This is a genomic window from Parvibaculum lavamentivorans DS-1, assembly GCF_000017565.1.
Lineage (GTDB): Bacteria > Pseudomonadota > Alphaproteobacteria > Parvibaculales > Parvibaculaceae > Parvibaculum > Parvibaculum lavamentivorans.
Map to the genome: position 1 here is coordinate 766,620 of NC_009719.1, position 26,379 is coordinate 792,998.

Genomic DNA, 26,379 nt, shown 5'->3' on the forward strand with positions numbered 1-26,379 from the left:
GGAGAGGGAAGGCCGGTCGTTCTCTCCCGCTTTCTCCAGGCACGGAAAAACCGGGCCGCATGGCTGCGGCCCGGCTTCGGTGCGGCTGAGGTCTTGCCTCAGTTCCGGATGAACGCCAGCAGGTCGGCGTTGACCACGTCCGGGTGGGTGGCGAAGAGGCCATGCGGCAGACCGGGATAGGTCTTCAGGCTGCCTTTCGCGAGCAGGGCAACCGCCCGGCGCGCCGTTTCATCGACCGGCACGATCTGATCGTCCTCGCCATGCAATACGAGAACCGGCACGGTGATCGCCTTCAGGTCTTCGGTGAAATCCGTCTCCGAGAAGGCCGTGATCGTGTCGAGCTGCGCCTTCGCGCTGCCGGCCATGCCCTGGCGCCACCAGTTCTGGATCAGACCCTGGCTGACTTCCGCGCCCGGCCGGTTGAAGCCGTAGAACGGGCCGGAGGGCAGATCGAGATAATATTGCGACCGGTTGTCGATCAGCGCCTTGCGGAAGCCGTCGAACACTTCCAGCGGGATGCCGGTGGGGTTCGATTCCGTTTTACCGAGGATCGGCGTGATCGCGCCGATCAGGACCGCCTTGGACACGCGGCCCGGCTCTGCCTGCGCCACATAGCGGGCGACAACGCCGCCGCCGGTGGAATGGCCGATCTGGACCGTGTTCTTCAGGTCGAGCGCGGCGACGAGGTCGGCCGTGTCGGATGCAAACGTATCCATGTCATGGCCGATATCGGTCTGGGTCGAGCGGCCCTGGCCGCGGCGGTCGAAGGCGACGACGCGGTAGCCCTCCGAGAGGAAGAACAGCATCTGGTTGTCCCAGTCGTCGGAGGTCAGCGGCCAGCCATGATGGAAGACGATGGGCTGGGCGTCTTTGGGGCCCCAATCCTTGTAATAGAGCTGGTTCCCGTCCTTGGTTGTGATCGTGGACATGTGCGTATTTCCCTGAGTTGAGGTTTCGGAACTGATTGCAGGGTCCTGACAGGCCGCGAGGGAGATCAGAGCGACCGCAGAAAGAAGGGATTTCAACATCTTGAGCTCCTTAAATGTTCCGCGATAATTGTTATCGCGATAAGGAACAGATAGGGGCTTGCACTTTTCCCGTCAACAATTATTTTTATCGCGATATAGGATTTCGCGATAAATATCGTTCCGGCGTTGCAGTAAGGAGTAAGAAAATGACCAAATCCGACCCGGAGCCTGGCTTTCCGCCGCCGCTCACCGACCATCTCTGCCTGTGGATCTATGGGACGAACCTCGAAATCCAGCGCATTCACAAGGTTGTGCTGGATGAACTCGGGATCACCTATGCGCAGTATCTCGTGCTCAACCTTCTCTGGGAGCGGGATAAGCAGCCCGTCGGCGAACTCGCCGCCCAGCTCCGGCTGGAGACCAGCACGATGACCCCGCTGCTGAAGCGGCTCGAAGCCGGCGGCTATGTTACCCGCGTCCGCAATCCGGAAGACGAGCGTCAGGTTTTGATCGGCCTGCTGGACAAGGGCAGGGATCTGCGAAAAGTAGCCGGCCGCGTGAGCGCCAACCTGGCCGCGCGGATTGGTCTGTCCGAGGACGAACTACGCCAGCTCAATGAAACTATCCGGAAGCTGCACAATCAATTGATTGCCCCCGCCCCGGAGGAAAAGGGCTGAGAGATTATTTTCTGTGCTGATTGCTGTTTTCCGACAAAAACAGAATGTCACCCCGGCGAAAGCCGGGGTCCATGGGCTTATCGGTTCAGCGTTTCGGTGAGGTCGTTCCACTCCGGATTGGCGCCTTCGATCAGTTCGATCTTCCAGTCGCGCTTCCATTCCTTGAGCGCCTTTTCCCTTCGGATGGCCTGCTCCGCGTCGTCATGCGTTTCGGCATAGACGAGACGATGCACGCCGTATTTTCTGGTGAACTGCGAGCCGGTTCCCTCGCGATGCTCCCATGCGCGCCGTGCGATGTCGTTCGTCACGCCGACATAAAGGGTACCGTTTCTCTGATTGGTGAGGATGTAGACGAAGTAACTCATCTGTTTGCCGTTCCGCACATGGACCCCGGCTTTCGCCGGGGTGACACTCTGTTTTTAGTTCCGCGTATTCAAAGCAGGTCCAGTTGCTTGCCTCTGCCGGGGACCATGAACTGCGTGCAGTCGAGGGTTCGGGATTCGAGGGGGCGTTTGTTGAGGTTGAGTTTCTTCGTGGCGATTTCGAAGCGCCGCGCGATCTGCCAGGCATAGGGGCCGGTGCCGGACTGGCGTTCGCCCCATGTGCTGTCGTAATCCTTGCCGCCGCGCATCTGGCGGATGAGGGACATGACGCGGGACGCGCGGTCGGGCACATGTTCCTCCAGCCATTCGACGAAGAGGTCGCGGATTTCGAGCGGCAGGCGGAGGATGACGAAATTGGCGCTTTCAGCGCCGGCATAGGCGACGCCGGTGAGGAGCTTTTCGATCTCGGCGTCGTTCAAGGCCGGGATGATCGGTGCGATCATGGCGCCGGTGGGGATGCCGGCTTGCGCGAGAATGCGGATCGCCTCGATGCGGCGCGCGGGCGTGGAGGCGCGGGGCTCCAGCGCGCGGGCGAGCCTCGGGTCGAGCGTCGTGACCGAGAGGGCGACGCGGACGAGATTGCGCTTCGCGAGCGAGGTGAGGATGTCGAGGTCGCGCGTGATGCGCGCCGACTTCGTGAGGATCGTCACCGGATGATTGAACTCGGACAGCACTTCGAGAAGGCTGCGCGTGATGCGGTATCGCTGCTCGATCGGCTGGTAGGGATCTGTATTCGTGCCCATGGCGATGGGCGCGACCTTGTAGCCGGGCTTTGCGAGTTCCTTGCGGAGAAGGTCCGCCGCGTTCGGCTTGGCGAAGAGCTTGCTCTCGAAATCGAGCCCGGCGGAGAGGCCCATATAGGCATGGGTCGGCCGCGCGAAGCAGTAGACGCAGCCATGCTCGCAGCCGCGATAGGCATTGATCGACCGGTCGAAGCCGATATCGGGCGAGGAATTGCGCGTGATGATGTGGCGCGCGGTCTCTTCCGTCACATGGGTCTTGAGGGGCGGCGGCGCCTCCTCGATCGTGTCCCAGCCATCATCGAGCACCGTGCGGGACTGCGGCTCGTAACGGCCGCTCTTGTTGGTAAGCGCGCCCCGGCCGCGGCGGCCGCTCTCGGGCAGAATAGGCTCGCGGACGCTCGGGGGTACGAGGGCGGCCCCACGGGGGGAGGGGCTGTGGTCCGGGAGCCCGCGGGACCGCTGAACGTCACGCGCGCCAACCGGGGAATTGGCATTTGCGCGGACGGGGCGGCCGGGGGGCGCTATGTCGCGACTCATCGTCATGGAAATGAGTATAGCGCAGCATGAGAACATAACAAGAACATTTCGTTCTCTTCACCTGCCACCCTCCCCCAAAGGCAGGGTGGCAGGTGAAGAGAGGGGAGAGGCGCTTTTCTCCACGGGAATGGTCGCGCCTTCATTTGGCTAAAACCTTTGGATCGTTATGATGCGCGCCATGTTGAGCGTCATCATTCCCACACTGAATGCCGAAGAGACCCTGACCCGGACGCTGGCGCCGCTGGTGCCGGCGGCTGTGCGCGGGCTGGTGCAGGAGGTGATCGTGGTCGATGGCGGCTCCGGCGACGAGACGCTGGAGATCGTCGAGGCAGCGGGGGCGAAGCTCGTCAGGGCCGAGCGCGGCCGGGGCAAGCAGCTCATGGCGGGCGCGAAAGCGGCGCGCGGCAACTGGCTGCTCTTTCTCCATGCCGACACGGTGCTGGAGCCCGGCTGGGTGAGCGAGGTCGAGAAATTTTTCGAGCAGATCGAGAGCGGCCGCTTCCGCGACCACGAGATGGCGGCGGCGTTCCGCTTCGCGCTGGACGACTTCTCCGGCTGGGCGCGCTTCATCGAGTGGATGGTGGGGCTGCGCTGCTTTTTGTTCAGGCTGCCTTATGGCGACCAGGGCTTGCTGGTGAACCGCAGGCTTTATGACCGCATGGGCGGCTTCCGCGATCTGTCGCTGATGGAGGATGTCGATCTCGTCCGCCGCATTCCGCGCCGCCGCCTCGTCATGATGCGGACGCTCGCGGTGACGAGCCCGGCGCGCTACCTGAAAGAAGGCTTCGTCGCGCGCTCCTTCCGCAATCTCTTCTGCCTCGCGCTTTATTATCTGCGGGTGCCGCCGAGGGTGATCGCGCGGATGTATGGGTGAGGGCCATGTCCCTCGATCCGCAACTTGTCATCATGGCGAAGACGCCGCTGATCGGCCGTGTGAAGACGCGGCTGGCGCGGGACGTGGGCGGCGTCGAGGCGCTGCGTTTTTTTCGCGGGGCGAGCACGGGGCTGATCCGGCGCGTCGGCAACGATCCGCGCTGGCGGACCCTGCTGGCGCTGGCGCCCGACCGGGCGGTGCATGAGAAGGGCATCTGGCCGGAGGGCATTCCCCGCATCGCGCAAGGGCAGGGCGATCTCGGCCACCGCATGGGACGGCTCTTCCGCGACCTGCCGCCGGGGCCGGTGGTAATCGTCGGTGCGGATATTCCGGGCATCGGCGCGGCCCAAGTGGCCGCCGCCTTCGCGGCGCTGGGGCGGCACGACGCCGTGTTCGGCCAGGCGGAGGATGGCGGCTACTGGCTGGTGGGGCTGAAGCGGCGGCCGCGTGTCCTGGATATTTTCGAGGGCGTGCGCTGGTCGAGCGAATATGCGCTGGCGGACACCGTGAAGAATGTCCGTAGGCAGAGCATGAGCGTGGCGATGCTGGAAAGCCTGCCGGACATCGACACGGGCGCGGATTACGCCAAGTGGAAGCGCGGGTGAACGACGGCCTGTACGACACGCAATGCGCGGCCTGAAGTCGATATTCAGTTGAAAGTACCAATAAATATTATATATTGGTATCGACGCGGAGGCTGCTCATGGCAAAGAATACGTCCATTTCCCTCGGGGATCATTTCAACGACTTTGTCGAAAGCCGGGTGGCGCGTGGCCGTTACGGCTCGGCAAGCGAGGTCGTGCGTGCCGCCTTGCGGCTGCTCGAGGAGCATGAAGCGAAGGTGGAAGCGCTGCGCGCGGCCCTGATCGCGGGCGAACAAAGCGGCCCGTCCTCGCCGTTCGATTTCGATGATTTTATCCGCGAGAAACAGACGTCGCGCTCGAAATGAGCGCCTATGTCTTTTCGCCAGCCGCGCGAGCCGATCTCGAAGAGATATGGAACTACTCCGTCGAGCAATGGGGCGCGGAACGGGCTGAGACCTACATTCTGCAAATTCGCGATGCCTGCGAGGCGCTGGCGGGCGGGAAAAAGAAGGGCCGCGCGATCGACGGCATTCGCCCCGGCTATCTGAAGCTCGCCGCCGGTTCCCATTTTCTGTTCTTTCGTATCGGGAACGGCGGGGTCATCGACGTGGTGCGGATACTTCATCAGCGCATGGACGTATCCGCGCATCTGAACGAGCCGTGACAACGGCCGGTCGCACCGTTTTTCTTTATCAGCCCTTCGCCCGTAGCGCGTCGCGGATTTCTTCCAGCAGCACTTCCTGGCGCGGCGGGGCGGCAGGGGCGGGGGCTTCGCCTTTCGCAATGCGCGCCTTGAGGCGGTTCATCTGGCGGATGACGAGGAAGAGCGCGAAGGCGACGATCGCGAACTGGATGACGGCGTTGATGAAGCGGCCATAGGCGATGACCGGAATGCCGGCTTCCTTCGCGGCATCGACCGAAACGGGCGCGACATCGCTCCATGTGAGCGCGATGAAATAATCGGTGAAGTCGACCCCGCCCATGAGCACGCCGACGGGCGGCATGATGATGTCGTTGACCAGCGACTGCACGATGGTGGTGAAGGCGGCGCCGATGATGATGCCGACCGCCATGTCGAGCACATTGCCCTTGAGGGCGAACTCGCGAAATTCCTTGAACATTGGCCTCTCCTCGAAGTGATTCCCGCTACCCGAAGAAAGGGTGCCGCGCAAAGGAGGAGGGCACAACGGCAAAAAGCCTGCTATTGCGGCTTGTGTTCGGTCAGGCGCGGCATGATCTCGGCGAAGTTGCAGGGGCGGAAGCGATTGTCGAGCTGGTGGACGAGGATTTCGTCCCAGCCATCCTTGCAGGCGCCGGGCGAACCCGGCAGCGCGAAGAGGAAGGTGCCGTCGGCGACGCCGGCTGTGGCGCGCGACTGGATGGTCGAGGTGCCGATCTTGTCGTAGCTGATGCGGTGGAAGACGGCCGCGAAGCCTTCGATCTCCTTGTCATAGACGGACTGGAAAGCCTCCGGCGTCACGTCGCGGCCGGTGAGGCCGGTGCCGCCTGTCGAGATCACGACGTCGATCCGGCTGTCCGCGACCCACTGCTTCAGCAGGCGGCGGATGAGAACGATGTCGTCCGAGACGATGCTGCGCGCCGCGAGATTATGTCCCGCCGCCGCGATCCGCTCGGCCAGCACATCGCCCGATTTGTCGGTTTCCGGTGTACGGCTGTCGGAGACGGTGAGGACCGCGATGTTGAGAGCAATGAAGTCGCGTGACGTATCGATGCCGGGCATGAGGACACTCGCCTGTGAGGGGGCCTGTTGGAGGGGCCCTGTGTTGGGGGCGGCTTTCCGCAAGGGAAGGCGCCTTATAGACCAAAAGATTTCAAGAGTCCCGCCGTTGCCGCCGCGCCATCAGCCATGAAGACGGCGCGGCGGCGGTGCCCGGCGCGGAGAGCCGCCGCCCGAGGGAAAACGGCGGCAGTCCCGGAACGCGCCGGGGCGGGGGGCAGGGATCAGGCGGTCTGGTGGCCACCCGATACCTCGTTGCCGCCGGGCTCACCGATATCGAGCGCCTCGCCATGCTGGCGGAGCGGCCTGTTGCCGGTGAGACGGCGGAGCAGCACGTAGAAGACGGGCGTCAGGAAGATGCCGAAGATCGTGACGCCGAGCATGCCGGAGAGTACGGCGATGCCCATGGCGTTGCGCATCTCCGCGCCCGCACCCGTCGAGGTGGCGAGCGGCAGCACGCCCATGATGAAGGCGATCGACGTCATCAGGATCGGCCGCAGGCGAAGGCGGCTCGCCTCGACCGCCGCCTGATAGGGCGAGCGCCCCGCGAATTCGAGCTCGCGCGCGAATTCGACGATCAGGATGGCGTTCTTCGCCGACAAACCGACAAGGACGATGAGGCCTATCTGCGTGAAGACGTTGTTGTCGCCCGCCGAAAGCCAGACGCCGGTCATCGCGGCGAGAAGGCCCGTCGGCACGATCATGATGATCGAGAGCGGTAGCGTCAGGCTTTCATACTGCGCGGCCAGCACCAGGAAGACGAGGAAGATCGCGATCGGGAAGACGAGGATCGCGGAATTGCCCGCCAGGATTTCCTGATAGGTGAGCTCCGTCCATTCATATTCGAAACCCTTGGGCAGCGTTTCGGCGGCGATGCGCGCGACGGCGGCCTGCGCCTCGCCGGTCGAATAGCCGGGCGCGGCCCCGCCATTCACATCCGCCGAGGGGAAGCCGTTATAGCGCAAGGCACGCTCCGGCCCCGTGCTCGACTGCACGCGGACAAGGGCGGAGAGCGGCACCATCTCGCCGGAATTGGAACGCACCTGGAGCTTGCCGATATCCTCCGGCCGCGCGCGATAGGCGGCATCGGCCTGAGCGCGCACCGAATAGGTGCGGCCGAAGACGTTGAAGTCGTTCACATAGAGCGAGCCGAGATAGACCTGCATCGTCTCGAAGACGCTGGTCACGGGAACGCCGAGCTGGCGTGCGCGTGTGCGGTCGAGATCGACATAGAGTTGCGGCACGTTCACCTGATAGCTGGAGAAGAGGCCCGTCAGCTCCGGCGCCTTCTCGGCGGCGGCGAGGAACGCCTTGGTCACGGTATCGAGCTCGGCATAGCCGCGCCCTGTCCTGTCCTCGATCTGCAGCTTGAAGCCGCCGATCGTGCCGAGGCCCTGAACGGGCGGCGGCGGGAACATGGCGATATAGGCATCCTGTATGCCGCCGAACTTCTCGTTCAATTGTTCGGCAATGGCGATGCCGCTGAGGGCAGGGTCCTTGCGCTTGTCGAACTCGTCGAGGCCGAGAAAGACGATGCCGGCATTGGCACTGTTGGTGAAGCCGTTGATCGAGAGGCCGGGGAACTGGATGGCATTGACGACGCCCGGCTGTTCGAGCGCGATCTCGCCCATGCGGCGAATGACATCCTCCGTGCGGTCGAGCGTGGCGCCGTCGGGCAGTTGTGCGAAGCCGACAAGATATTGCTTGTCCTGCGCCGGCACGAAACCGCCCGGCACGACGCGGAACATCAGCGCCGCGAGCGCGACGAGCACGAGATAGACACCCATCGTAGCGGCCTTGCGCGAAAGGACGCCGGTGACGCCACGGCCATAGGCTTCCGAACCGCGCGAGAAAAGCGCGTTGAAGCGGCGGAAGAGCCAGCCGAGCCAGCGATCCATGAAGCGCGTCAGCCCATCCTTCGGCGCGTCATGGCCCTTGAGCAGAAGCGCCGCGAGCGCGGGCGACAGCGTCAGCGAGTTGATTGCCGAGATCACCGTCGAGATCGCGATGGTGAGCGCGAACTGGCGGTAGAACTGGCCGGTAAGGCCGGAGATCATGGCCAGCGGCACGAAGACCGCGACGAGGACGAGCGCGATGGCAACGATCGGACCCGAGACTTCGCGCATGGCCTGATAGCTTGCCTGCAAGGGCTTGAGGCCGCGCTCGATATTGCGCTCGACATTTTCCACCACGACGATGGCGTCATCGACGACGATGCCGATGGCGAGCACGAGGCCGAAGAGGCTCAAGGCATTGATCGAGAAGCCGAAGAGATACATGACGGCGAAGGTGCCGATGATCGAGACGGGAACCGCGAGCAGCGGGATGATCGAGGCACGCCATGTCTGCAGGAAGAGGATGACGACGAGGACGACGAGCGCCACCGCTTCGAGCAATGTGTGGATCACCGCCTCGATGGAGGCACGCACGAACTGCGTCGGATCGTAGACGATCGAGTAGTCGACGCCTTCCGGCATGTGTTCCTTCAGCTCCGCCATCGTCTCGCGGACATTGTCGGAAATCCGGATCGCGTTTGAGCCGGGCGCCTGAAAGATCGGAATGGCGACGGCGCTCTTGTTGTTGAGGAGCGAACGAAGCGCATATTCCGCGGCGCCAAGCTCGATGCGCGAAATATCGCGAAGCCGCGTGACCTCTCCGTTTTCGCCCGTCTTGACGATGATCTCGCCGAATTCCTCCGGCGTCTGGAGGCGGCCTTGCGCATTCACCGAAAGCTGCAGGTCGATGCCGGGCAGCGAGGGCGAGCCACCGATGATGCCGGCCGCCGCCTGCACGTTCTGCGAGCGGATTTCCTGCACGACATCGCCGGCGGAAAGATTGCGCTCCGCGATCTTCTGCGGGTCGAGCCATATGCGCATGGAATAGTCGCCGGAGCCGAAGAGGCCCACTTCGCCGACACCCTCGATCCGCGCCAGCCGGTCCTTCACGTTGAGGACGGCGTAGTTGCGCAGATAGGTCATGTCGTAGCGGTCGTTCGGCGAGGTCAGGTGGACGACCATGGTGAGGTCGGGCGAGCTCTTGATGGTGGTGACGCCGAGGCGGCGGACTTCTTCCGGCAGGCGCGGCTCGGCCTGGGAGACGCGGTTCTGCACGAGCTGCTGCGCCTTGTCGGGATCGGCGCCGAGGCGGAAAGTGACGGTGAGCGTCATCAACCCGTCGGTCGTCGCCTGGCTCGACATGTAGAGCATGTCCTCGACGCCATTGATGGATTCCTCAAGCGGCGTTGCAACCGTTTCCGCGATCACCTTGGGATTGGCGCCGGGATATTGCGCGCGGACCACGACGGTGGGCGGCACGACTTCGGGATATTCGGAGATCGGCAGGTTCGGCATGGCGAGCAGACCCGCGAGGAAGATCATGATCGACAGCACACCTGCAAAGATCGGGCGGTCGATGAAGAACCTGGAGATGTTCATGGCTGTGGCTCCGGTTTGCGGATGCGCTGGAGGCTCTGCGGCGCTGCAGCGTTCGGGTTTCGGGCCTCATGTTTTGCAGTGGGCTCCGGCAAGGTTCCGGCTCGCCGGCGCCCGCTGCAAAACCTGAGCGGTCTTCTTCAGTGAGGCGACTTACCGCGTCGCCGTCCGGCCATTACCGGCCTCTGCAACCTGGGCGGGATATTCCATCGAGGCGGACTGGGGCTCGATGAGATCGCCCGGACGCACGCGCTGCAGACCGTTGACCACGATGCGTTCGCCGGCGGCGAGGCCATGCGTCACTTCCCGCAAGGCGCCGAAGGATTCGCCAAGCGTCACTTCGCGGTAGGCGACGTGGTTGTCTTCTTCGACCACGAGCACGAACTTCTTGTCTTGATCGATTCCGACGGCGCGTTCCGTGATGGCGATCACCGGGCGCGACTGGGCCTGCCCCATGCGGAGCCGGGCGAACTGGCCGGGGATCAGGGTGCCGTCTTCATTGTCGAAGACCGCACGGACCCGGACCGTGCCGCTCAGCGCATCGACCTGGTTGTCGATGAGCTGGAGATGGCCGCGGAAGGGCGTGCCATCCGTGGCCGAGGTGCCCATCTGGACCGGGATCTGCCCGACCTGCGTGCGGGCATCGGCACCGGCGAGACCGTTCAAGGCACGCGCGACGACCCGCTCATCGGCATTGAAGCTGGCATAGATGGGGCTGACCGAGACAAGCGTGGTCAGAACCGGGGCGCCCGGACCGGCCGCGACGAGATTGCCCGTCGTGATTTCGGCCTTGCCGACACGGCCCGAGATCGGCGCGCGGATTTCCGTGTATTCGAGGTTGAGGCGCGTTGCCTCGAGATTGGCTTCGGCGCCGTGAAGGGCGGCTTCGGCCTCGCCGAAAATGTTGACGCGCTCATCAAGGGTGCGCTTGGAGATCGTGCCCTTGCTAACGAGCTGGCGGGCACGGTCGAGATCGACCTTCGCGAAGGCGTAGCTGGACCGGGCGGAGGCCAGCTGGGCTTCCGCGCGCTGGACTTCGGCCGCGTAGGGCGCGCGGTCGATGGTGAAGAGGAGGTCGCCCTTGCGGACGAGCGAGCCTTCACGGAAGTGAACGTCCTGGACGACGCCGGCGACGCGGGGGCGGATTTCGACGCGCTCGACGGCTTCGAGGCGGCCGGAGAACTCATCCCAGCCGGCGGCTTCGCGCTCATCGACGGTGGCGACCGAGACGGCGACGGCCTGGGGGGCGGCGGCGCTCTCCTCGTTTTCGGCGGTGAGGCCGAAGCCCGCAATGCCGGCGACGGCAGCGAGCGCAATACCGGCGCCCAGCAGGCGGCCACGAAGGGTGTGGGGGGCGAAGTTTTTCATGGCGAAACTCCTTTAATACTCAAGGTCTTGAAAAGACTGACTGTTTTGGCCGGAGGCAGACCGGGGGAGGGGCGGTCCGGCGGGTCGGAGAGGGGGACTTCTGTAACGACTTGTGTAGCGATGGATACGAATATGGGGGTTGAAGGCCACCTATCAAGATGCTTATGTACTGAGAACTAAAAAAAGAATTGGAGGAAAACGATGGCAATGGGACGTCCCCGCGCTTTCGATGTGAGCGAGGCGCTCGACAAGGCGCTCGTCGTGTTCTGGCGGAAGGGATATGAGGGCGCGTCGCTGTCCGACCTCACGGCGGCGATGGGCATCAACCCGCCGAGCCTCTATGCCTGTTTCGGAAACAAGGAAGGCCTCTTCCGCCGCGCGCTCGACAGATATGAAGAGATGCAGGGCTGCTATATAGAAGAGGCGCTGGCCGCACCGACCGCGCGCGAAGCGGTGGAGCGGCTGCTCTGCCAATCCGCCAAGCTTCAATGCGAGGAAGGCCATCCGCAGGGCTGCCTGCTGGTGACGGCCGGGCTTTCGGGCGGCGAGGAAAGCAGCGCCATCCGCGAAGAGCTGGCCGAGCGCCGCAAGGCAAGCGAGACCGACATAAAGAAGCGTCTCGAACGCGCGAAGAAGGAAGGCGACCTGCCCAAGGACGCCAACCCCGCCGCGCTCGCCCGCTACATCTCCACCATCATGCGCGGCATGTCCGTGCAGGCCGCAAGCGGCGCGACGGCGAAGGAGCTGAAGCAGGTGGCGGAAATGGCGATGAAGGTCTGGCCGGAATAGGGCCTAGCGGCGAATGCTGCCGACCGCGCTTTCATAGACCGGCCAGGTGCCCGAGGCCGAGGCGTCGAGCGTGCCGACGGGCTGGCCGAGGCGCTCGCTGTAGATCCAGTAATTGGTGACGACGCGCTCGATGTAGCCGCGCGTCTCGGCGGCCGGAATGCTCTCGATGAAGAGGAACGGGTCGCCCTTGAAATCCATGCTTGCGAGCCAGCGGCTGAGATTGCCCGGGCCGCCATTATAGGCGGTGGTGAGCATGAAGAGATTGCCGTAAGGCTCGCCCGCGCTCATCAGTTCGGCGAGATATTCCTGCCCCAGCGTGACGTTGAAAGTCGGGTCGAGCAGCTTGTCCTTGTTCGCCTGTGCGAGCGAACGGTCCTGTGTGATGTGGCTCGCTGTGGCGGGCATGATCTGCATGAGGCCGCGCGCGCCCGCATAAGACATCGCATCCGGCTGGAACTTGCTTTCCTGCCGCATGAAGGCCAGCAGCAGCGCGCGGTCGACTTTATATCCCGTGCTCGGCTTGTAATCCGGCACCGGAAAGAGGCCCGCATTGAGGGGGATGCGTCCGTTGCGCGCGCCGCGCGCCGGCAGATGGGCGGCATTCGCGACCTGAAGCTGCACCGCCGGAAGATCGTAGGCAATGGCGAGCGCGATGAGCGCCTGATCGAGCGACGGATCGATATGAGCGTGGGCGCGCACCAGTTCCTCGCGCGCCATGTCCCGCCGTCCGATCTGGACAAGGGCAACGGCGCGGGCAACGGCTTGATTTTCCGTCAGTGCACGGAAGGAAGCTTCATCGACGCGCGGCTCGATCCAGTCGATGCGGAGGTCGCGGCCAAGCTGGCGCGTTGCGAGAATGCCGTAGAAGGTGGGCCCGGTATCGGCGGCGAGTTCGAGCAGCGGCGCGACTTTTTCAGGCTGGCCGTCGGCGAGCCAGGCCCGCGCCGCCCAGAAACCGCCTGCCGCCTTCGACCAATAGGACACATTCGCCCGCGCCAGCCGCTCGAAATGCCGTCCGGCATTGTCGTAATTTCCCATGCGCCAGGCGGCGAGCCCCGCATACCAGTCCGCCAGCGGCACTTCGCGCGCATGAGCCTGGAGGATTTCATTGGCGAGCAGATAAGCGCGGTTGTCCTCGCCTTCGAGGAAATAGGAAGCGACGACGCGCTCGCGCACCTTGTCGTATTCGGCGCTTGTCAGCGCGGCCTGGATATTGCGGCTCTTGAGATAGGCATGAGCGGTCTCGCCCTTGCCGTCGCGCACCATGCGGCGGATTTCATTGTCGATCTCGCGGAAGCGCGGCGACGGGTTTTCCATCATGCCGCCATCGACGGCATAGGCGGCATGCACCGGCTGGCGCCAGCGGCGCTGCGCCGGCCGCTGCGGCACGGCGGCGGAGGCGGGCCGCCGCAGCATGGCGAGCTTGTGGATTTCGACCGCGCCGGGCAAGTCGTTATAGGCGGCAAGCCAGTCCCGCAGCTCCGCATAGCTCGTCCGGTAATGCGCGCCCATGTATTTCGCATGAAGGACATAGCCCATCAGGCGGCGGTCGCTGAGTTTCGCGGCGAGCTTGTCGGCTTCGGCGAACCGGCCCCGCTCGGTCGCCTCGAAGAGCTTGCGATAGGTTTCGCGGTCGGTGCCGCTGAGGATTTCGGGGCTCCAGATGCGCTTCGGCTGGAGGCTGGCCGTGGCGGCGGGGGTCTGCGCCGCCAGATTACCGGCCTGGACCGGCTGCATGGCGAGAAGCGCCGCACCGAGAAGCGGCAGCGCAAGAAGCGCCGCCCGCCTGACGAGCACAGTGAAAGGATGGTCCGCCGGCTGCGCGGCGGAAGGATGACGAGCCCCCCGGTTCATGGCCGGTATCTTAGCCAAGCAAGCCCGGCTCACAAGGCCGGATAGGTCCGGACGTGCCAGAAAAAGACGAAAAAGGTTAATCGGCAGAGGTCTCGTCCAGCCACGCGCGGAAGGACATGAGATCCCGCCAGGCGAGACGCTTCTGGGCGGGCTGACGCAGCAGATAGGCCGGATGGAGGGTGGGCAGGGCCGGGATATCGCATTCGCCGATCCGCGCCGTGGTCCACCGCCCCCGCAGCCGCATGATGCCGGTATCCGTCCGCAGGAGCTGCTTGGCGGAAACGCCGCCGAGGAGAAGCAGCACTTTCGGCGCCATGAGCTCGATATGCCGCTCGATGAAGGGCATGCAGATGGCGTGCTCGGCGGGGGTGGGCGTGCGGTTGCCCGGCGGGCGCCAGGGCAGGGTGTTGGCGATATAGACGGAGGTCCGGTCTAGGCCGATGGCGGCGAGCATCCGGTCGAGCAACTGGCCGGAACGGCCGACAAAGGGCAGGCCCTGCAAATCCTCGTCCCGGCCCGGCGCCTCGCCGACCAGCATGATACGAGCTTGCGGGTTGCCATCGGCGAAGACGAGGTTCTTGGCGGTGTAGCGGAGCGGGCAGCCCTCGAAGGCCGCCAGCGTCTGCCGCAATTCCTCGAGCGTGTTGCAGCGGGCGGCGGCGATCTGCGCGCTTTCGGCGGCCTGCGCATCCTCGAGCGGAATGGCGGCGGGCGCGGCGACGCGGGCGGCAGGCGGCGGCGCCATCTCGCCGCGCGGATCGGCGCGAATGGTGCGTGGCGCTTCGGGCGCGCGTGCGAGGGGAACGGGAGCAGACCGCGCCGCCTCGTCGGCCAGCGCATAGCGGTTGACCGGCTCATCGCCCAACGCATCCGTGACGCCCGCCTCCACATAGAAGGAAAGGAGCGCGGCGGCTTCCTCGGGCGTCATGTCTGGGCCGGAGCGGTTCATCGGCGGTCAGGGTTCCTTTGTGGCCGAGCAGCGCGTCACGTTTGACGGTCGGGGGCACACTTCTACACTTGTTACGTCACAGGCCAGAAGGGCGGCTTTGTTGAGAATAACACGCAACTAGCGTCTCGAAGGCTATGAGCCTCAATATATTGACCAATTGGGTCAATCGCACCATAACGGAGCCCTGTTTTTTGCGGCGGTCCGGCGGCGCGCGTAAGCGCGAAAACGCCGGATAAGGAGAAGAAATAATGAGCGACCAGGCGGCAGTCGAACGCGAATACATGGAATATGACGTCGTCATCGTCGGCGGCGGCCCGGCGGGCCTTTCGGCGGCGATCCGCCTGCGGCAACTGGCGGCGGAGGAGGATTTCGACATTTCGGTCTGCGTGATCGAAAAGGGCTCCGAAATCGGCGCACATATCCTGTCGGGCGCGGTGATGGACCCGATCGGTCTCGACACGCTGCTGCCCGACTGGCGCAACATGGGCGCCCCGGTGGATACGGAAGTGACGGCCGACCATTTTATCTATCTCGGCCCGGCCGGCGGCATCCGCATCCCGAATTTCCTGTTCCCGCCGCTGATGAACAATCACGGCAATTATATCGGCAGCCTCGGCAATCTGTGCCGCTGGCTCGCCGAACAGGCCGAAGGGCTCGGCGTCGAAATCTATCCGGGCTTCCCGGGCGCGGAAGTGCTTTACGACGATGAAGGCGCGGTGCGCGGCGTCGTCACCGGCGACATGGGCGTGGCGCGGGATGGCAGCCACAAGGACAGCTACACGCCGGGAATGGAACTGCGCGGCAAGTACACGCTCTTCGCCGAAGGTGTGCGCGGTTCGCTGTCGAAGGAGCTGATCCGCAAATTCAAGCTGGACGAAGGGCGCGAGCCGCAGAAATTCGGCATCGGCCTGAAGGAATTGTGGGAGGTCGAGCCTTCCAAGCACAAGAAGGGCCTTGTGCAGCACACGATGGGCTGGCCGCTCGACAATTCGACCGGCGGCGGCTCGTTCCTCTATCACTTCGGCGAGAACCTCGTTTCGGTCGGCTTCGTGCTGCACCTGAACTACAAGAACCCCTATCTCTCGCCCTTCGACGAGTTCCAGCGCTTCAAGCATCATCCGTCGATCGTCGACACTTTTGTCGGCGGCAAGCGCATCGCCTATGGCGCGCGCGCCATCACCGAAGGCGGTTTCCAGTCCGTGCCGAAGCTCACCTTCCCCGGCGGCGCGCTGATCGGCTGCTCGGCCGGTTTCGTCAACGTGCCGCGCATCAAGGGCAGCCATAACGCGATCCTGACCGGCATCATGGGCGCCGACGCGGCCTTCGAGGCGGTGAAGGACGGACGCCAGGGCGACGAACTGACGAGCTATACGGAAGCCTACGAACAGAGCGCGGTCTACAAGGACCTGAAGCGCGTCCGCAACGTGAAGCCGCTCTGGTCGAAGCTCGGCACCTTCATCGGCATCGGCCTCGGCGGCATCGACATGTGGATGAACAATCTCGGGATAGGCCTGCCTTTCACGCTGCGGCACAAGAAGGCGGATTTCGAGTCGATCAAGAAGGCAAGCGAGTGCAAGCCGATTGCCTATCCGAAGCCCGACGGCAAGATCTCCTTCGACAAGCTCTCTTCCGTTTTCCTCTCGGCGACCAACCACGAGGAAGACCAGCCGGTCCATCTGAAGCTGAAGGACCCGGCAATCCCGATCGCCTACAACCTGCCGATGTATGACGAGCCGGCGCAGCGCTATTGCCCGGCACAGGTCTATGAGGTGGTGCGGGACGATGACGGCTCCAATCCGCGCTTCCAGATCAATGCGCAGAACTGCGTCCACTGCAAAACCTGCGACATCAAGGACCCGGCCCAGAACATCAACTGGACGGTGCCGGAAGGCGGCGGCGGCCCGAATTACCCGAATATGTGAGATTATGGGCCTGAAACCGTGGCGATCCGCGCCACGGCCGCCTCTCGCAACTATATCCCGGGACCGGTTTTATATAGTGTGGTGAGGCTCGCCGCGTCGGCGGGCTTCAGTCCGAGGCTCGGAGGCCAGGCCCTTAAATGATGTGTGTCGTTACGGCGTTTGTCCGTGGAACGCCGATCGTGCGTTTGACGAGGGGGGTCTGCTTCGCAGCCTTGCTCGGCATGGGTCTGAGCGGATGCGCGGGCACCGGCGGCTTTTCCGGCGGACTTTTCAGCAAGGAAGCCGAAAGCCCCTATGGCGCCTATCTGGCAGGACGCCACGCCGCCTCCGTAAACGACAACAGGGAAGCCGCCACCTTCTATGACAGGGCGCTGCGGGACGAGCCGAACGATCCCATAATTCTCGAACGGGCCTTCATGGCATCCGTGACGGCCGGCGACATGGAGCGCGCCGTGCCGCTCGCGAGGCGGCTTGTGGCCATCGAGCCCGGCCAGCGCATGGCGCGGCTGACGCTCTCGCTTGCCGATGTGAAGAACGGCAAATATGCCTCGGCGCGCGAGGAAATCGCGCTGGCGGAGCCGGGACCCTTCACGGCGCTTGTCGGCGTTCTGGCCTCCGCCTGGGCGGCGGCCGGCGAAGGCGACAAGGCGCTCGCGCTTGAACAGCTTTCTGCCTTCGAGGGGCGGGCTGCCTTTGCGCTTTTCCGTGCCTATCACGAGGCTCTGATGCTCGAAATCCTCGGCGATGCCGAAGGCGCGGGCGAGGCCTACAAGGCGGCGATGGAGACGAGCGGCGGCGGCAGCATCCGCGTCGTGCAGGCCTATGCAAGCTATCTTTCGCGGCAGGGGCGGACAGACGATGCGCGCGCCGTTCTCGAAGGCTTCATCGGCCTTTCCCCGGATCATCCGTTGGCGGAATATGAGCTGAAGAAGCTGAATGCGGAAGGCACGCTGCCACCTCTTGTGAAGAATGCGCCGGAAGGCGTGGCCGAAGCGCTATACGGCCTCGGCAGCGCGCTTGCGACCGATACGTCGAGCAATCTCGCGGAGCTTTACCTCAACCTCGCCATCTATATGCGCCCCGATTTCGACATCGCCCGCTCGCTGCTGGCCGGATCCTATGAAGCGCAATCGCGCTGGGCCGACGCCATCGCCGCCTATGACGAGGTGGGCAAGGGCACGCCGCTCTACATGAACGCGCGCATCCAGTCGGCGCTCGCACTCGACCGGCTCGACAAGGAGGCTGAGGCCATCGCCGTTCTCGAACGGCTGGCGAAAGACGACCCGGAAGCGATCGAACCGCATGTCGCGATGGGCGATATTCTCCGCGCCAAGGAAAAATATGCGGAAGCCGCCGTGCATTACGACCGCGCCATCGCGATGTCGGGAGAGCCCGATGAGCGCGACTGGACGCTTTACTACGCGCGCGGCATCTGCGCCGAACGGCTCGGCCAGTGGGACCGCGCGGAAGCGGACCTGACGCTTGCGCTCGAACTGTCGGACGACCACCCGCTGGTGCTGAACTATCTCGGCTATTCATGGATCGAGCAGCATCATCGTCTCGACGAGGCGCTTGCGATGATCGAGAAGGCGGTGGAGCGCCGGCCCAATGACGGCTTCATCGTCGACAGCCTCGGCTGGGCGCGCTACCGGCTCGGCGAATATGCCACCGCCGTGAAATATCTCGAACGCGCCGCCGAACTGCAGCCGGGCGATCCGACCATCAACGAACATCTGGGCGATGCACTCTGGAAGGTGGGCCGCAAGATCGAGGCCCGTTTCCAGTGGCGTCATGCCCTGGCGCTTGAGCCCGAGAAAAAGCGCGAGGACATTCTGCGCACGAAACTCGATTTCGGACTGGAAGCCGGCGAGAACGCCGAGAAGGCCGAAAACGAGAAGACCGCGCCGGCGCCCGCGGGCTCCTGACCTGGTGTCCGGCCCGGTGACGGAAGCGGCGCGAGCGAAAATCAACCTGACGCTGCGCGTTCTCGGCAAGCGGGCCGACGGCTATCATGAATTGCAGAGCCTTGTCGTCTTCGCGCAGTCGGGCGACCGCCTGACCGCGCGCGAGGCGGATGAATTACGGCTCGATGTGGCGGGGCGCTTTGCCGCCGCGCTTCAGGGCGAGCCGGACAATCTGGTGCTGCGCGCGGCGCGGATGCTGCGTGAAGAGACCGGCATTAAAAGCGGCGCACACCTCACGCTGGAAAAGAACCTGCCCGTCGCCTCCGGCATCGGTGGCGGTTCGGCGGATGCGGCCGCGGCCCTGCGCGCGCTGACGGCGTTGTGGGGCGTCGCGCCCGGCGATGAAGTGTTGAGCCGTATCGCTGCGGCCCTCGGTGCGGATGTGCTGGTATGTCTCCACTCGCGCACCGCGATGATGTGGGGGAAGGGCGAGAAGATCATGCCGCTGGCGGACCTGCCGCGCTTCTGGCTGGTGCTCGCGAATGCAGGAATCGCGCTTTCGACGGCGGCGGTTTTCCGCGAACTGGCGGCGGCGCCGCTCGCTGCCGCGCCGAGTGATCCTGCTCCCGTGCCGCCGGGCACGCTCGACGATCTTGCGGCCTGGCTGGCGGCGGAGGGAAACGATCTCGAGCCGCCCGCCCTGACGCTCGCGCCGGAAATCGGCGAGACGATTTCAGCACTGGCGCTCACTGCCGGTTGCCTGCTCGCGCGCATGTCTGGTTCGGGCGCCACCTGCTTCGGCCTGTATGCCGCGGAAGAGGAAGCGCGCGAAGCGGCGCTTGTGCTGCAGGCGGCGCATCCCGGCTGGTGGCTGGAGGTCTCTGCCGCCGGCGGCTAGTGATTCCTGTTGATGCAGAAATCGACGAGATCCGTCAGCGCCTGGCGATAGGGGCTGTCGGGGAAGATCGCAAGCGCGTCATTGGCGATGGCGCCGTAATGCCTCGCGCGCAGGATCGTGTCCTCCAGCGCGGCATGCTTGTTCATCAGGTCGACGGCATGTTCGAGGTCGCCCTCCTGCCGGTCGCCCTGTTGCAGCGTGCGCTCCCAGAAGGCGCGCTCCTCCGCGTTGCCGCGCCGGAAGGCGAGCACCACGGGGAGCGTGATCTTGCCCTCGCGGAAATCGTCGCCGACATTCTTGCCGAGGGAAGCCGCGCGGCCGCCATAATCGAGCGCATCGTCGACAAGCTGGAATGCGATACCGAGATTGCGGCCATAGGATTCAAGCGCCGCTGCCTCGCTGCCGTTTTTCTCGGAGATGACCGCGCCGATCTCCGTTGCCGCGGCGAACAGCGCCGCCGTCTTCGCCTGGATGACGCGGAGATAGGCGTCTTCCGTCGTGCCGGTATCCTTGGCGGCGGCAAGCTGCATCACTTCGCCCTCGGCGATGACCGAGGCGGCATCGGCGATGATTTCCAGCGCGCGCAGCGATTTCGTTTCGACCATAAGCTTGAAGGCGCGCCCCAACAGAAAATCGCCGACAAGGACGCTTGCCTGGTTGCCCCAGAGCATCCGGGCGGTCTTCGCGCCGCGCCGCATGTCGCTCTCGTCCACGACATCGTCATGAAGGAGTGTCGCGGTATGAAGGAATTCGACGGTGGCGGCGAGCTTGATGTGGTCCGTACCATTATAGCCGCAGAGCCGCGAAGCCGCGATGGTAAGCATCGGCCGAAGCCGTTTGCCACCCGAATTTATGAGATGGCTCGCAAGCTCGGGCACCATGGGCACATCCGAAGCCATCCGTTCACGGATGAATTCATTGACCGCCTGCATCTCCTTTGCGACCAGTGCCTGAAGCTGCGCGACGGCGTTCTGTCCGCGTCCGCGATCGTCCTCAAGGGGTACAACAACGCCCACTCGCCACTCCTGAATTTGAGCGCGGGCCCCTGAAGCGGGGCCCGAATTTCCACATACGGCTTGTGTTATCCTGCCGTCACAGTGAGCATAGGTTGACCCTCCCCATGCGGCAAGGCCGGGAGGACCGCGAAAAACCAGCCGCTCGGGCAAAATCACGCCTTGTTGAGGGGCGATGTCTATATGCCGCACCTTTAATGTTCGTGGGGTATGGAGAAGGGAACCGTGTGAAGGAATTGATCCGAACCAATGACCCCGTGCTCTTGTCCTATCTGGTCCACAGATTGGGAGAGGTCGGCATTGAACCCTTCCAGATGGACATGCATATGAGCCTTATGGAAGGGTCGCTCGGGATACTGCCGAAGCGTATCATGGTGGTTGACGAGGACTACGAGGACGCGCGGAAAATTCTCGACGAGGTAAAGCGAGGCGAGGACGGATGAGCGGCACGGCGACGGAAGACGGCACGACCGATGACGGATTTCTCGGCGGCAGACTCAAAATGCTGCAGCCGGAAAAGGGCTATCGCGCCGGGCTCGATGCGGTGCTGCTCGCGGCATCCGTGCCCGCGCGCGAAGGCGAGCGCGCGCTGGAAGCAGGCGCGGGCGTCGGCGTTGCGAGCCTCTGCCTTGCCTCGCGTGTGAGCGGGCTTGAGGTGGCGGGCATAGAGCTGCAGCCGGAGCTCGCGCGTCTCGCATCGGAGAATATCGCGCGCAACGGTCTGGCGGAGCGTGTTTCAATCGTCACGGGCGATATCGGCCATCCGGTGCGCAACCTGGCGGCGATGGGGCTTGAGCCGAATGGCTGGCATCATGTTTTCGCCAATCCGCCTTTCCATGATCCGGCGACAAGCCCGGCGCCGCCCGATGCGAGCAAGGCGCAGGCGCATCTTACGCTTGGCTCCGATCTCGATGACTGGGTGCGCTTTGCCTGTGTGATGGCAAAGCCCAAAGGCACCGTGACCTTCATCCATCGGGCCGATGCACTCGGCGCACTTCTCTCCGCAATGGCGGGGCATCTCGGCGGCATCGAGATTTTTCCGCTCTGGCCGGCGGCGGGCAAGCCTGCTTCGCGCGTCATTATGCGAGGGATACGCGGTTCGCGCGCGCCGCTGACGCTCCGTTCCGGCCTGGTGCTGCATGGCCGCGACGGCCGTTTCACCGAGCGGACGGAGGCGCTTTTGAGAGGCGGCGAGGCGCTGCTGCTCGACCAGCCGGTCTGAGCCGACTTGCCGCGCGGCGGGCGGCCTCCTATCTATGGTCTTATGAAAAACATCATCGCGCCCTATCTCCCGAGCCCTCTTCGCAAGCGCGTCGCGCCCGACTGGGAGCCGAAGCCTGTTGTCGCCGTGGTGCGGCTTTCAGGCACCATCGGCCCCTCGCAGCCCCTGCGCGGCGGGCTCAACCTCGCGGCCGTCGCGGCACCGCTCGAAGCGGCCTTCTCGATGAGGAACGTCAAGGCGGTGGCGCTGCTTATCAATTCGCCCGGCGGCTCGCCGGTGCAATCCTCGCTGATCTACAAGCGCATCCGCGCGCTGGCGGAAGAGAAGAGCGTACCGGTCTATGCCTTCGCCGAAGATGTGGCGGCCTCGGGCGGCTACATGATCGCCTGCGCAGCGGACGAGATCTATGCAGATGAAAGCTCCATCGTCGGTTCCATCGGCGTCGTCTCGGCGGGTTTCGGTTTCACCGGCCTGATCGAGAAACTCGGCGTCGAGCGGCGCGTGCATACGGCCGGCGAGAGCAAGGCGATGCTCGATCCCTTCCAGCCCGAGCGGGAGGAAGATGTCCGCCGCCTTGAGGCGCTGCAGCTCGATGTCCATGAGAACTTCAAGAAGCTGGTGCGCGGCGCGCGCGGCGAGAGGCTGAAGGCGGACGACCCGGCGATCTTCTCCGGCGAGTTCTGGGCTGGGCAGGGCGCGGTCGAACGCGGCCTGATCGACGGGCTGGGCGACGTCCGCAGCAAGATGCGGAGCCTCTTCGGCGAGAATGTGAAATTGCGGCTCGTTTCGCCGCGCACGCCCTGGTGGCGGCCCGGCGGCGGCATCGCTTCCAGCCGATTCGGCGGCCTGTCCGAAGGATTTGGGGCCGGATTCGCATCACAAATTGGCGAGGGACTGATCGCCGCAGCCGAGAGGCGTTCCCTTTGGAGCCGTTTTGGCCTTTAATGGAGACTTCCGGGGCATGAGTTCCGGTAGTTGAGAGGACGATAAACATGACGAAGATCGTCTTTGCAGCCGTGTTCATCGCGGCCTGCTATGCGGCCTATCAAGCCCTGACACGCGCGGCTGAACGCCAGCGCCAGGCTTTCGCGCGTGCGCGGAGCCACCACCGGGTTGAGCCGCGCGATCTCGGCACGCTGCGCGATGCCGGCGATGGCATCTACGTGCCGGAGCACAGCCGCCGCGACCGCTGAGCGCGGCCCTGAATATCCTGTGATTCCCGTCGCTTGGCGGCAAATCCGCTTGCTTGACCCTAAGGGGGCTGGCGGCTACCTTGCGCGCGCCTTCAGGGGCGGCGCCCGCCGCCCGGCCCGCATGCTGAGCCGAGCCTGAGAGGCGCGACACGCGACAGGCCAAAATGACGGCGAAGCCCGACAATTCATTTCAGTCTTTGATCCTGAAACTGCAGGCCTATTGGGCGCGGCAGGGCTGCGTCATCCTGCAGCCCTACGACATGTCGATGGGCGCTGGCACGTTTCACCCGGCGACCACGCTGCGCGCGCTGGGGCCAAAGCCCTGGAAGGCGGCCTATGTGCAGCCCTCGCGCCGCCCGACGGACGGCCGCTATGGCGAGAACCCGAACCGCTTCCAGCACTACTACCAGTTTCAGGTGATCCTGAAGCCGAACCCGGACAATCTTCAGGAGCTTTATCTCGAAAGCCTCGAAGAGCTGGGAGTCGATGCGCGGAACCACGACATCCGCTTCGTCGAGGACGACTGGGAAAGCCCGACGCTGGGCGCCTGGGGGCTGGGCTGGGAAGTCTGGTGCGACGGCATGGAAGTCTCGCAGTTCACCTATTTCCAGCAGGTGGGCGGCTTCGACTGCTCGCCCGTCTCCGGCGAACTCACCTATGGCCTCGAACGCCTCGCCATGTACATCCAGGGCGTCGACAATGGCTATGAGCTCGACTTCAACGGCGCGACGGGCGCCGACCGCGTCACCTATGGCGACGTCTTCCATCAGGCGGAGGTCGAATATTCCGCACATAACTTCGAGGCGGCGAACACCGAAATGCTGTTCCGCCATTTCGAGGATGCGGAAAAGGAATGCGCGGCGCTGCTCGGCCGCGAGCAACCGCTGACGCTGCCGGCCTATGATCAGGTCATCAAGGCGAGCCACAATTTCAACCTGCTCGATGCGCGCGGCGTCATCTCCGTCACCGAACGGCAGGCCTATATCGGCCGCGTCCGCGCGCTGGCGAAAGCCTGCGCCGAAGCCTGGCTGAAAACGCCGGCGGGGGGCGCGGAATGAGCGAACTTCTGCTCGAACTCTTCTCCGAGGAAATCCCGGCCCGCATGCAGAAGCGCGCGGGCGAGGACCTTGTGCGTCTCGTCACCGATGCGCTGAAGGCGGCGGGTGTCGAGGGCAAGAATGCGCGTGCCTTCGCGACGCCACGGCGGCTGGCGCTGGTGATCGACGGACTGCCGGACAAGACGCCGGATGTGAAGGAAGAGCGCAAGGGCCCGAAAGTCGGCGCACCGCAACAGGCGATCGACGGCTTCCTGCGCGCGGCCGGCCTCGCAAGCATCGACGAAGCGACGGTGCAGGAAGACAAGAAGGGCGCCTTCTATGTCGCCGTCACCGAGAAGCAGGGCCGCGACACCGCCGCGCTGATCGCCGAGATCGTGCCGGCCGTCATCCGCGCCTTTCCCTGGCCGAAATCCATGCGCTGGGGCTCGGGCAGCTTGCGCTGGGTGCGTCCGCTGCATTCGATCCTCTGCCTGCTCGGCGGCAAGGTGGTGAATTTCGAGGTCGACGGCATCAAATCCGGCAACACGACGCGCGGCCACCGCTTCATGGCGCCGGATGCTTTCGTGGTGACGGATTTTGCCGACTACGAGATGAAGCTGCTCGATGCGAAGGTCGTGCTCGATCCGGCGAAGCGCGCGCATTTCATCCATGCAGGCGCAAAGGCGCTGGCGGAGGCCGAGGGCCTCGTGCTGGTCGAGGACGAGGCGCTGCTGCATGAAGTGGCGGGCCTTGTCGAATGGCCCGTGCCGCTGATCGGCCGCATCGACGACGAATTCATGTCCGTGCCGCAGGAAGTGCTGACCAGCACCATGCGCGCGAACCAGAAATATTTTGCGCTCCACGACAAGACGGGGAAGCTCGCGCCGCGCTTCGTCGTGATCGCCAACCTTGAAGCTGAAGACGGCGGCAAGGCCATCGTCAACGGCAACGAGCGCGTCCTCCGCGCCCGCTTCGCCGACGCGCGCTTCCTGTGGGATCAGGACCGGAAGCACACGCTGACGAGCCGTCTGCCGAAGCTGCAGGAAGTCGTCTTCCACGCCAAGCTCGGCACGGTGCACGACAAGGCGATGCGCATCGGCAAGCTCGCGCGCGAACTGGCGGCCTTCGTGCCCGGCGCGGACCCCGACAAGGCGCAGATCGCGGGAGAACTCGCCAAGGCCGACCTCACCACCGGCATGGTCGGCGAGTTCCCCGAGTTGCAGGGCCTCATGGGCGCGTACTACGCGCGGAACGATGGATTGGACGACGAAATCGCGGCTGCGATTGCCGAACATTATGCGCCGCTGGGGCCGACCGATGCTGTGCCTTTGACGCCGCTTGGCAGGGTTGTTGCTCTCGCGGATAAGATCGACACGCTGGTTGGATTCTGGGCGATTGATGAAAAGCCCACCGGCTCCAAGGACCCTTACGCGCTTCGCCGCGCGGCTCTAGGGGTTATTCGCGTTGTCATGGAAGGTCAAATCAGACTTTCACTTGTGCAAATCTTTGAGACTGCGCAAAACGAATTACGACTTTCAACAGAACAGGTAAGCGTTGAACTTCTGAACAAGAGTGATGCTAAAGAAAGTGATACGCTGGGTCTTGATTTGGGCGCGAAATCACTTGGATATGCCTCTGTCCACGAAAGAAGTGTCCGAGGTGCTAGTGTTCGAGTTATTCGCTCTGGAAGGAGAGTTTTTGGTGAAAGTATTGAATCTCAACTCCTCTCCTTCTTTGCCGACCGCCTGAAAATCTATCTTCGTGATCGTGGCGCGCGGCACGATCTGGTCGATGCCGTCTTCGCGCTCGAAGGTCAGGACGATCTCGTCCTCATCGTGAAGCGCGTCGAGGCATTGTCGGAATTTCTTGCCACCGAAGACGGCAAGAACCTGCTCGCGGGCTACAAGCGCGCGACGAATATTCTTCGCATCGAAGAGAGGAAGGACGGCGAGGGCGCGTTCAATGCCGCGCCGGATGCCTCGCTCTTCGCGCAGGACGAAGAGAAGGCGCTGGGCGCCGCTATCGAGGCCGCGACGAAGGAAGCGAAAGCCGCCGTCGCAAAGGAAGACTTCGCCGCCGCCATGTCGGCGCTTGCGAAGCTCCGCGCGCCGGTCGATGCCTTCTTCGAGAAGGTGACGGTGAATGCCGACGATGCGGCCCTCCGCGCGAACCGTTTGAAGCTTCTGGCACAGATACGCGCGGCCTTGCACGAGGTCGCTGATTTTTCGAAGGTCGAGGGCTAGGCCCCGGCCCTCCCACCCGAGAAATTCGCGTGCCGCGAATTTCTCGACCTCC

General features: G+C 64.2%; 25 protein-coding genes. 15 read left to right on the forward strand and 10 right to left on the reverse strand.

Annotated features, from left to right (window positions below):
* Window positions 1-98: 98 nt before the first annotated feature.
* Window positions 99-929: an alpha/beta fold hydrolase gene (locus PLAV_RS03585; protein WP_011995618.1), complete on the reverse strand. Its 831-nt coding sequence runs from the start codon at window positions 927-929 to the stop codon at window positions 99-101.
* 245 nt (window positions 930-1,174) lie between these two features.
* Between PLAV_RS03585 and PLAV_RS03590 the strand changes: the two genes are divergently transcribed.
* Window positions 1,175-1,645 (forward strand): MarR family winged helix-turn-helix transcriptional regulator, encoded by a 471-nt coding sequence (locus PLAV_RS03590; RefSeq protein ID WP_011995619.1) that lies wholly within the window; start codon window positions 1,175-1,177, stop codon window positions 1,643-1,645.
* Between the two features lie 77 nt (window positions 1,646-1,722).
* On the opposite strand, the gene PLAV_RS03595 is transcribed toward PLAV_RS03590, so the two are convergent.
* Together PLAV_RS03595 and PLAV_RS03600 are read right to left on the reverse strand one after the other, a co-directional pair.
* A complete protein-coding gene (locus tag PLAV_RS03595; protein ID WP_041535828.1) occupies window positions 1,723-2,010 on the reverse strand; it encodes a GIY-YIG nuclease family protein in 288 nt (95 codons plus the stop codon).
* A 68-nt stretch (window positions 2,011-2,078) separates the two neighbouring features.
* Window positions 2,079-3,344, reverse strand: a complete 1,266-nt coding sequence (locus PLAV_RS03600) for a PA0069 family radical SAM protein (protein ID WP_011995621.1) — start codon at window positions 3,342-3,344, stop codon at window positions 2,079-2,081.
* Window positions 3,345-3,486: 142 nt separating this feature from the next.
* On the opposite strand from PLAV_RS03600, the gene PLAV_RS03605 reads away from it, so the two are divergent.
* The 4 genes from PLAV_RS03605 to PLAV_RS03620 all read left to right on the forward strand — a co-directional run bounded on the left by PLAV_RS03605 (window position 3,487) and on the right by PLAV_RS03620 (window position 5,430).
* Window positions 3,487-4,182 (forward strand): TIGR04283 family arsenosugar biosynthesis glycosyltransferase, encoded by a 696-nt coding sequence (locus tag PLAV_RS03605; protein ID WP_041536300.1) that lies wholly within the window; start codon window positions 3,487-3,489, stop codon window positions 4,180-4,182.
* Window positions 4,183-4,187: 5 nt separating this feature from the next.
* The gene (locus PLAV_RS03610; protein ID WP_011995623.1) at window positions 4,188-4,787 is read left to right on the forward strand and encodes a TIGR04282 family arsenosugar biosynthesis glycosyltransferase; all 600 of its coding nucleotides are present in this window, start codon (window positions 4,188-4,190) and stop codon (window positions 4,785-4,787) included.
* Between the two features lie 98 nt (window positions 4,788-4,885).
* On the forward strand, window positions 4,886-5,131 hold the full coding sequence (locus PLAV_RS03615; RefSeq protein WP_041535829.1) for a type II toxin-antitoxin system ParD family antitoxin: 246 nt from the start codon (window positions 4,886-4,888) through the stop codon (window positions 5,129-5,131).
* Window positions 5,128-5,430: a type II toxin-antitoxin system RelE/ParE family toxin gene (locus PLAV_RS03620; RefSeq protein WP_011995625.1), complete on the forward strand. Its 303-nt coding sequence runs from the start codon at window positions 5,128-5,130 to the stop codon at window positions 5,428-5,430. Before PLAV_RS03615 ends, PLAV_RS03620 begins: the two co-directional genes overlap by 4 nt.
* A 28-nt stretch (window positions 5,431-5,458) precedes the next feature.
* Here the strand turns inward: PLAV_RS03620 and mscL are convergent, their stop codons facing one another.
* The 4 genes from mscL to PLAV_RS03640 form a co-directional block, all read right to left on the reverse strand.
* Window positions 5,459-5,887: a large conductance mechanosensitive channel protein MscL gene (gene mscL / locus PLAV_RS03625; protein WP_011995626.1), complete on the reverse strand. Its 429-nt coding sequence runs from the start codon at window positions 5,885-5,887 to the stop codon at window positions 5,459-5,461.
* Between the two features lie 80 nt (window positions 5,888-5,967).
* Window positions 5,968-6,507 carry a molybdenum cofactor biosynthesis protein B gene (gene moaB / locus PLAV_RS03630; RefSeq protein ID WP_011995627.1) on the reverse strand — a complete coding sequence of 180 codons (540 nt, stop codon included), beginning with the start codon at window positions 6,505-6,507 and terminating at the stop codon, window positions 5,968-5,970.
* Window positions 6,508-6,728: 221 nt separating this feature from the next.
* Complete coding sequence (locus PLAV_RS03635; protein WP_011995628.1) at window positions 6,729-9,938, reverse strand: efflux RND transporter permease subunit; 3,210 nt, start codon at window positions 9,936-9,938, stop codon at window positions 6,729-6,731.
* Window positions 9,939-10,088: 150 nt separating this feature from the next.
* A complete protein-coding gene (locus PLAV_RS03640; RefSeq protein ID WP_011995629.1) occupies window positions 10,089-11,303 on the reverse strand; it encodes an efflux RND transporter periplasmic adaptor subunit in 1,215 nt (404 codons plus the stop codon).
* A 201-nt stretch (window positions 11,304-11,504) separates the two neighbouring features.
* Here PLAV_RS03640 and PLAV_RS03645 point away from each other — a divergent pair, with 201 nt between their 5' ends.
* Window positions 11,505-12,092, forward strand: a complete 588-nt coding sequence (locus PLAV_RS03645) for a TetR/AcrR family transcriptional regulator (RefSeq protein ID WP_011995630.1) — start codon at window positions 11,505-11,507, stop codon at window positions 12,090-12,092.
* Between the two features lie 3 nt (window positions 12,093-12,095).
* Here the strand turns inward: PLAV_RS03645 and PLAV_RS03650 are convergent, their stop codons facing one another.
* Window positions 12,096-13,946 (reverse strand): lytic transglycosylase domain-containing protein, encoded by a 1,851-nt coding sequence (locus PLAV_RS03650; RefSeq protein ID WP_011995631.1) that lies wholly within the window; start codon window positions 13,944-13,946, stop codon window positions 12,096-12,098.
* Window positions 13,947-14,022: 76 nt separating this feature from the next.
* A complete protein-coding gene (locus tag PLAV_RS03655; protein ID WP_011995632.1) occupies window positions 14,023-14,895 on the reverse strand; it encodes a uracil-DNA glycosylase in 873 nt (290 codons plus the stop codon).
* Between the two features lie 248 nt (window positions 14,896-15,143).
* On the opposite strand from PLAV_RS03655, the gene PLAV_RS03660 reads away from it, so the two are divergent.
* The 3 genes from PLAV_RS03660 to PLAV_RS03670 all read left to right on the forward strand — a co-directional run bounded on the left by PLAV_RS03660 (window position 15,144) and on the right by PLAV_RS03670 (window position 19,619).
* On the forward strand, window positions 15,144-16,817 hold the full coding sequence (locus PLAV_RS03660; protein ID WP_011995633.1) for an electron transfer flavoprotein-ubiquinone oxidoreductase: 1,674 nt from the start codon (window positions 15,144-15,146) through the stop codon (window positions 16,815-16,817).
* Between the two features lie 179 nt (window positions 16,818-16,996).
* Entirely contained in the window at window positions 16,997-18,742 is a 1,746-nt protein-coding gene (locus PLAV_RS03665; protein WP_168713172.1) for a tetratricopeptide repeat protein, read from the forward strand.
* 4 nt (window positions 18,743-18,746) lie between these two features.
* Complete coding sequence (locus PLAV_RS03670; protein ID WP_011995635.1) at window positions 18,747-19,619, forward strand: 4-(cytidine 5'-diphospho)-2-C-methyl-D-erythritol kinase; 873 nt, start codon at window positions 18,747-18,749, stop codon at window positions 19,617-19,619.
* Here PLAV_RS03670 and PLAV_RS03675 read toward each other — a convergent pair.
* Window positions 19,616-20,635, reverse strand: coding sequence for a polyprenyl synthetase family protein (locus PLAV_RS03675; protein ID WP_011995636.1), 1,020 nt, complete (start codon window positions 20,633-20,635; stop codon window positions 19,616-19,618). The genes PLAV_RS03670 and PLAV_RS03675 overlap by 4 nt on opposite strands.
* Window positions 20,636-20,859: 224 nt before the next feature.
* On the opposite strand from PLAV_RS03675, the gene PLAV_RS03680 reads away from it, so the two are divergent.
* The 6 genes from PLAV_RS03680 (at window position 20,860) to glyS (ending at window position 26,327) form a co-directional block, all read left to right on the forward strand.
* Entirely contained in the window at window positions 20,860-21,075 is a 216-nt protein-coding gene (locus tag PLAV_RS03680; RefSeq protein ID WP_011995637.1) for a putative signal transducing protein, read from the forward strand.
* Entirely contained in the window at window positions 21,072-21,854 is a 783-nt protein-coding gene (locus PLAV_RS03685) for a tRNA1(Val) (adenine(37)-N6)-methyltransferase (protein WP_011995638.1), read from the forward strand. Before PLAV_RS03680 ends, PLAV_RS03685 begins: the two co-directional genes overlap by 4 nt.
* A gap of 42 nt (window positions 21,855-21,896) precedes the next feature.
* Complete coding sequence (locus tag PLAV_RS03690) at window positions 21,897-22,799, forward strand: S49 family peptidase (protein ID WP_011995639.1); 903 nt, start codon at window positions 21,897-21,899, stop codon at window positions 22,797-22,799.
* 47 nt (window positions 22,800-22,846) lie between these two features.
* Complete coding sequence (locus PLAV_RS03695) at window positions 22,847-23,047, forward strand: hypothetical protein (protein ID WP_011995640.1); 201 nt, start codon at window positions 22,847-22,849, stop codon at window positions 23,045-23,047.
* A gap of 164 nt (window positions 23,048-23,211) precedes the next feature.
* Window positions 23,212-24,105, forward strand: a complete 894-nt coding sequence (locus PLAV_RS03700) for a glycine--tRNA ligase subunit alpha (protein ID WP_011995641.1) — start codon at window positions 23,212-23,214, stop codon at window positions 24,103-24,105.
* Window positions 24,102-26,327 carry a glycine--tRNA ligase subunit beta gene (gene glyS / locus PLAV_RS03705; RefSeq protein WP_011995642.1) on the forward strand — a complete coding sequence of 742 codons (2,226 nt, stop codon included), beginning with the start codon at window positions 24,102-24,104 and terminating at the stop codon, window positions 26,325-26,327. Before PLAV_RS03700 ends, glyS begins: the two co-directional genes overlap by 4 nt.
* Window positions 26,328-26,379: the final 52 nt, after the last annotated feature.

What these genes read in the sequence shown, in the direction of transcription:
- PLAV_RS03660 (WP_011995633.1), top strand. Translation starts at nt 15,144, where the DNA reads ATGAGCGACCAGGCGGCAGTCGAACGCGAATACATGGAATATGACGTC.
- PLAV_RS03640 (WP_011995629.1), bottom strand. Translation starts at nt 11,303, where the DNA reads ATGAAAAACTTCGCCCCCCACACCCTTCGTGGCCGCCTGCTGGGCGCC.
- PLAV_RS03620 (WP_011995625.1), top strand. Translation starts at nt 5,128, where the DNA reads ATGAGCGCCTATGTCTTTTCGCCAGCCGCGCGAGCCGATCTCGAAGAG.
- PLAV_RS03600 (WP_011995621.1), bottom strand. Translation starts at nt 3,344, where the DNA reads ATGTTCTCATGCTGCGCTATACTCATTTCCATGACGATGAGTCGCGAC.
- PLAV_RS03615 (WP_041535829.1), top strand. Translation starts at nt 4,886, where the DNA reads ATGGCAAAGAATACGTCCATTTCCCTCGGGGATCATTTCAACGACTTT.
- PLAV_RS03695 (WP_011995640.1), top strand. Translation starts at nt 22,847, where the DNA reads ATGACGAAGATCGTCTTTGCAGCCGTGTTCATCGCGGCCTGCTATGCG.
- PLAV_RS03650 (WP_011995631.1), bottom strand. Translation starts at nt 13,946, where the DNA reads ATGAACCGGGGGGCTCGTCATCCTTCCGCCGCGCAGCCGGCGGACCAT.
- moaB (WP_011995627.1), bottom strand. Translation starts at nt 6,507, where the DNA reads ATGCCCGGCATCGATACGTCACGCGACTTCATTGCTCTCAACATCGCG.
- PLAV_RS03700 (WP_011995641.1), top strand. Translation starts at nt 23,212, where the DNA reads ATGACGGCGAAGCCCGACAATTCATTTCAGTCTTTGATCCTGAAACTG.
- PLAV_RS03685 (WP_011995638.1), top strand. Translation starts at nt 21,072, where the DNA reads ATGAGCGGCACGGCGACGGAAGACGGCACGACCGATGACGGATTTCTC.
- PLAV_RS03605 (WP_041536300.1), top strand. Translation starts at nt 3,487, where the DNA reads ATGTTGAGCGTCATCATTCCCACACTGAATGCCGAAGAGACCCTGACC.
- PLAV_RS03610 (WP_011995623.1), top strand. Translation starts at nt 4,188, where the DNA reads ATGTCCCTCGATCCGCAACTTGTCATCATGGCGAAGACGCCGCTGATC.
- PLAV_RS03595 (WP_041535828.1), bottom strand. Translation starts at nt 2,010, where the DNA reads ATGAGTTACTTCGTCTACATCCTCACCAATCAGAGAAACGGTACCCTT.
- PLAV_RS03690 (WP_011995639.1), top strand. Translation starts at nt 21,897, where the DNA reads ATGAAAAACATCATCGCGCCCTATCTCCCGAGCCCTCTTCGCAAGCGC.
- PLAV_RS03645 (WP_011995630.1), top strand. Translation starts at nt 11,505, where the DNA reads ATGGCAATGGGACGTCCCCGCGCTTTCGATGTGAGCGAGGCGCTCGAC.
- PLAV_RS03655 (WP_011995632.1), bottom strand. Translation starts at nt 14,895, where the DNA reads ATGAACCGCTCCGGCCCAGACATGACGCCCGAGGAAGCCGCCGCGCTC.
- PLAV_RS03585 (WP_011995618.1), bottom strand. Translation starts at nt 929, where the DNA reads ATGTCCACGATCACAACCAAGGACGGGAACCAGCTCTATTACAAGGAT.
- PLAV_RS03590 (WP_011995619.1), top strand. Translation starts at nt 1,175, where the DNA reads ATGACCAAATCCGACCCGGAGCCTGGCTTTCCGCCGCCGCTCACCGAC.
- mscL (WP_011995626.1), bottom strand. Translation starts at nt 5,887, where the DNA reads ATGTTCAAGGAATTTCGCGAGTTCGCCCTCAAGGGCAATGTGCTCGAC.
- glyS (WP_011995642.1), top strand. Translation starts at nt 24,102, where the DNA reads ATGAGCGAACTTCTGCTCGAACTCTTCTCCGAGGAAATCCCGGCCCGC.
- PLAV_RS03635 (WP_011995628.1), bottom strand. Translation starts at nt 9,938, where the DNA reads ATGAACATCTCCAGGTTCTTCATCGACCGCCCGATCTTTGCAGGTGTG.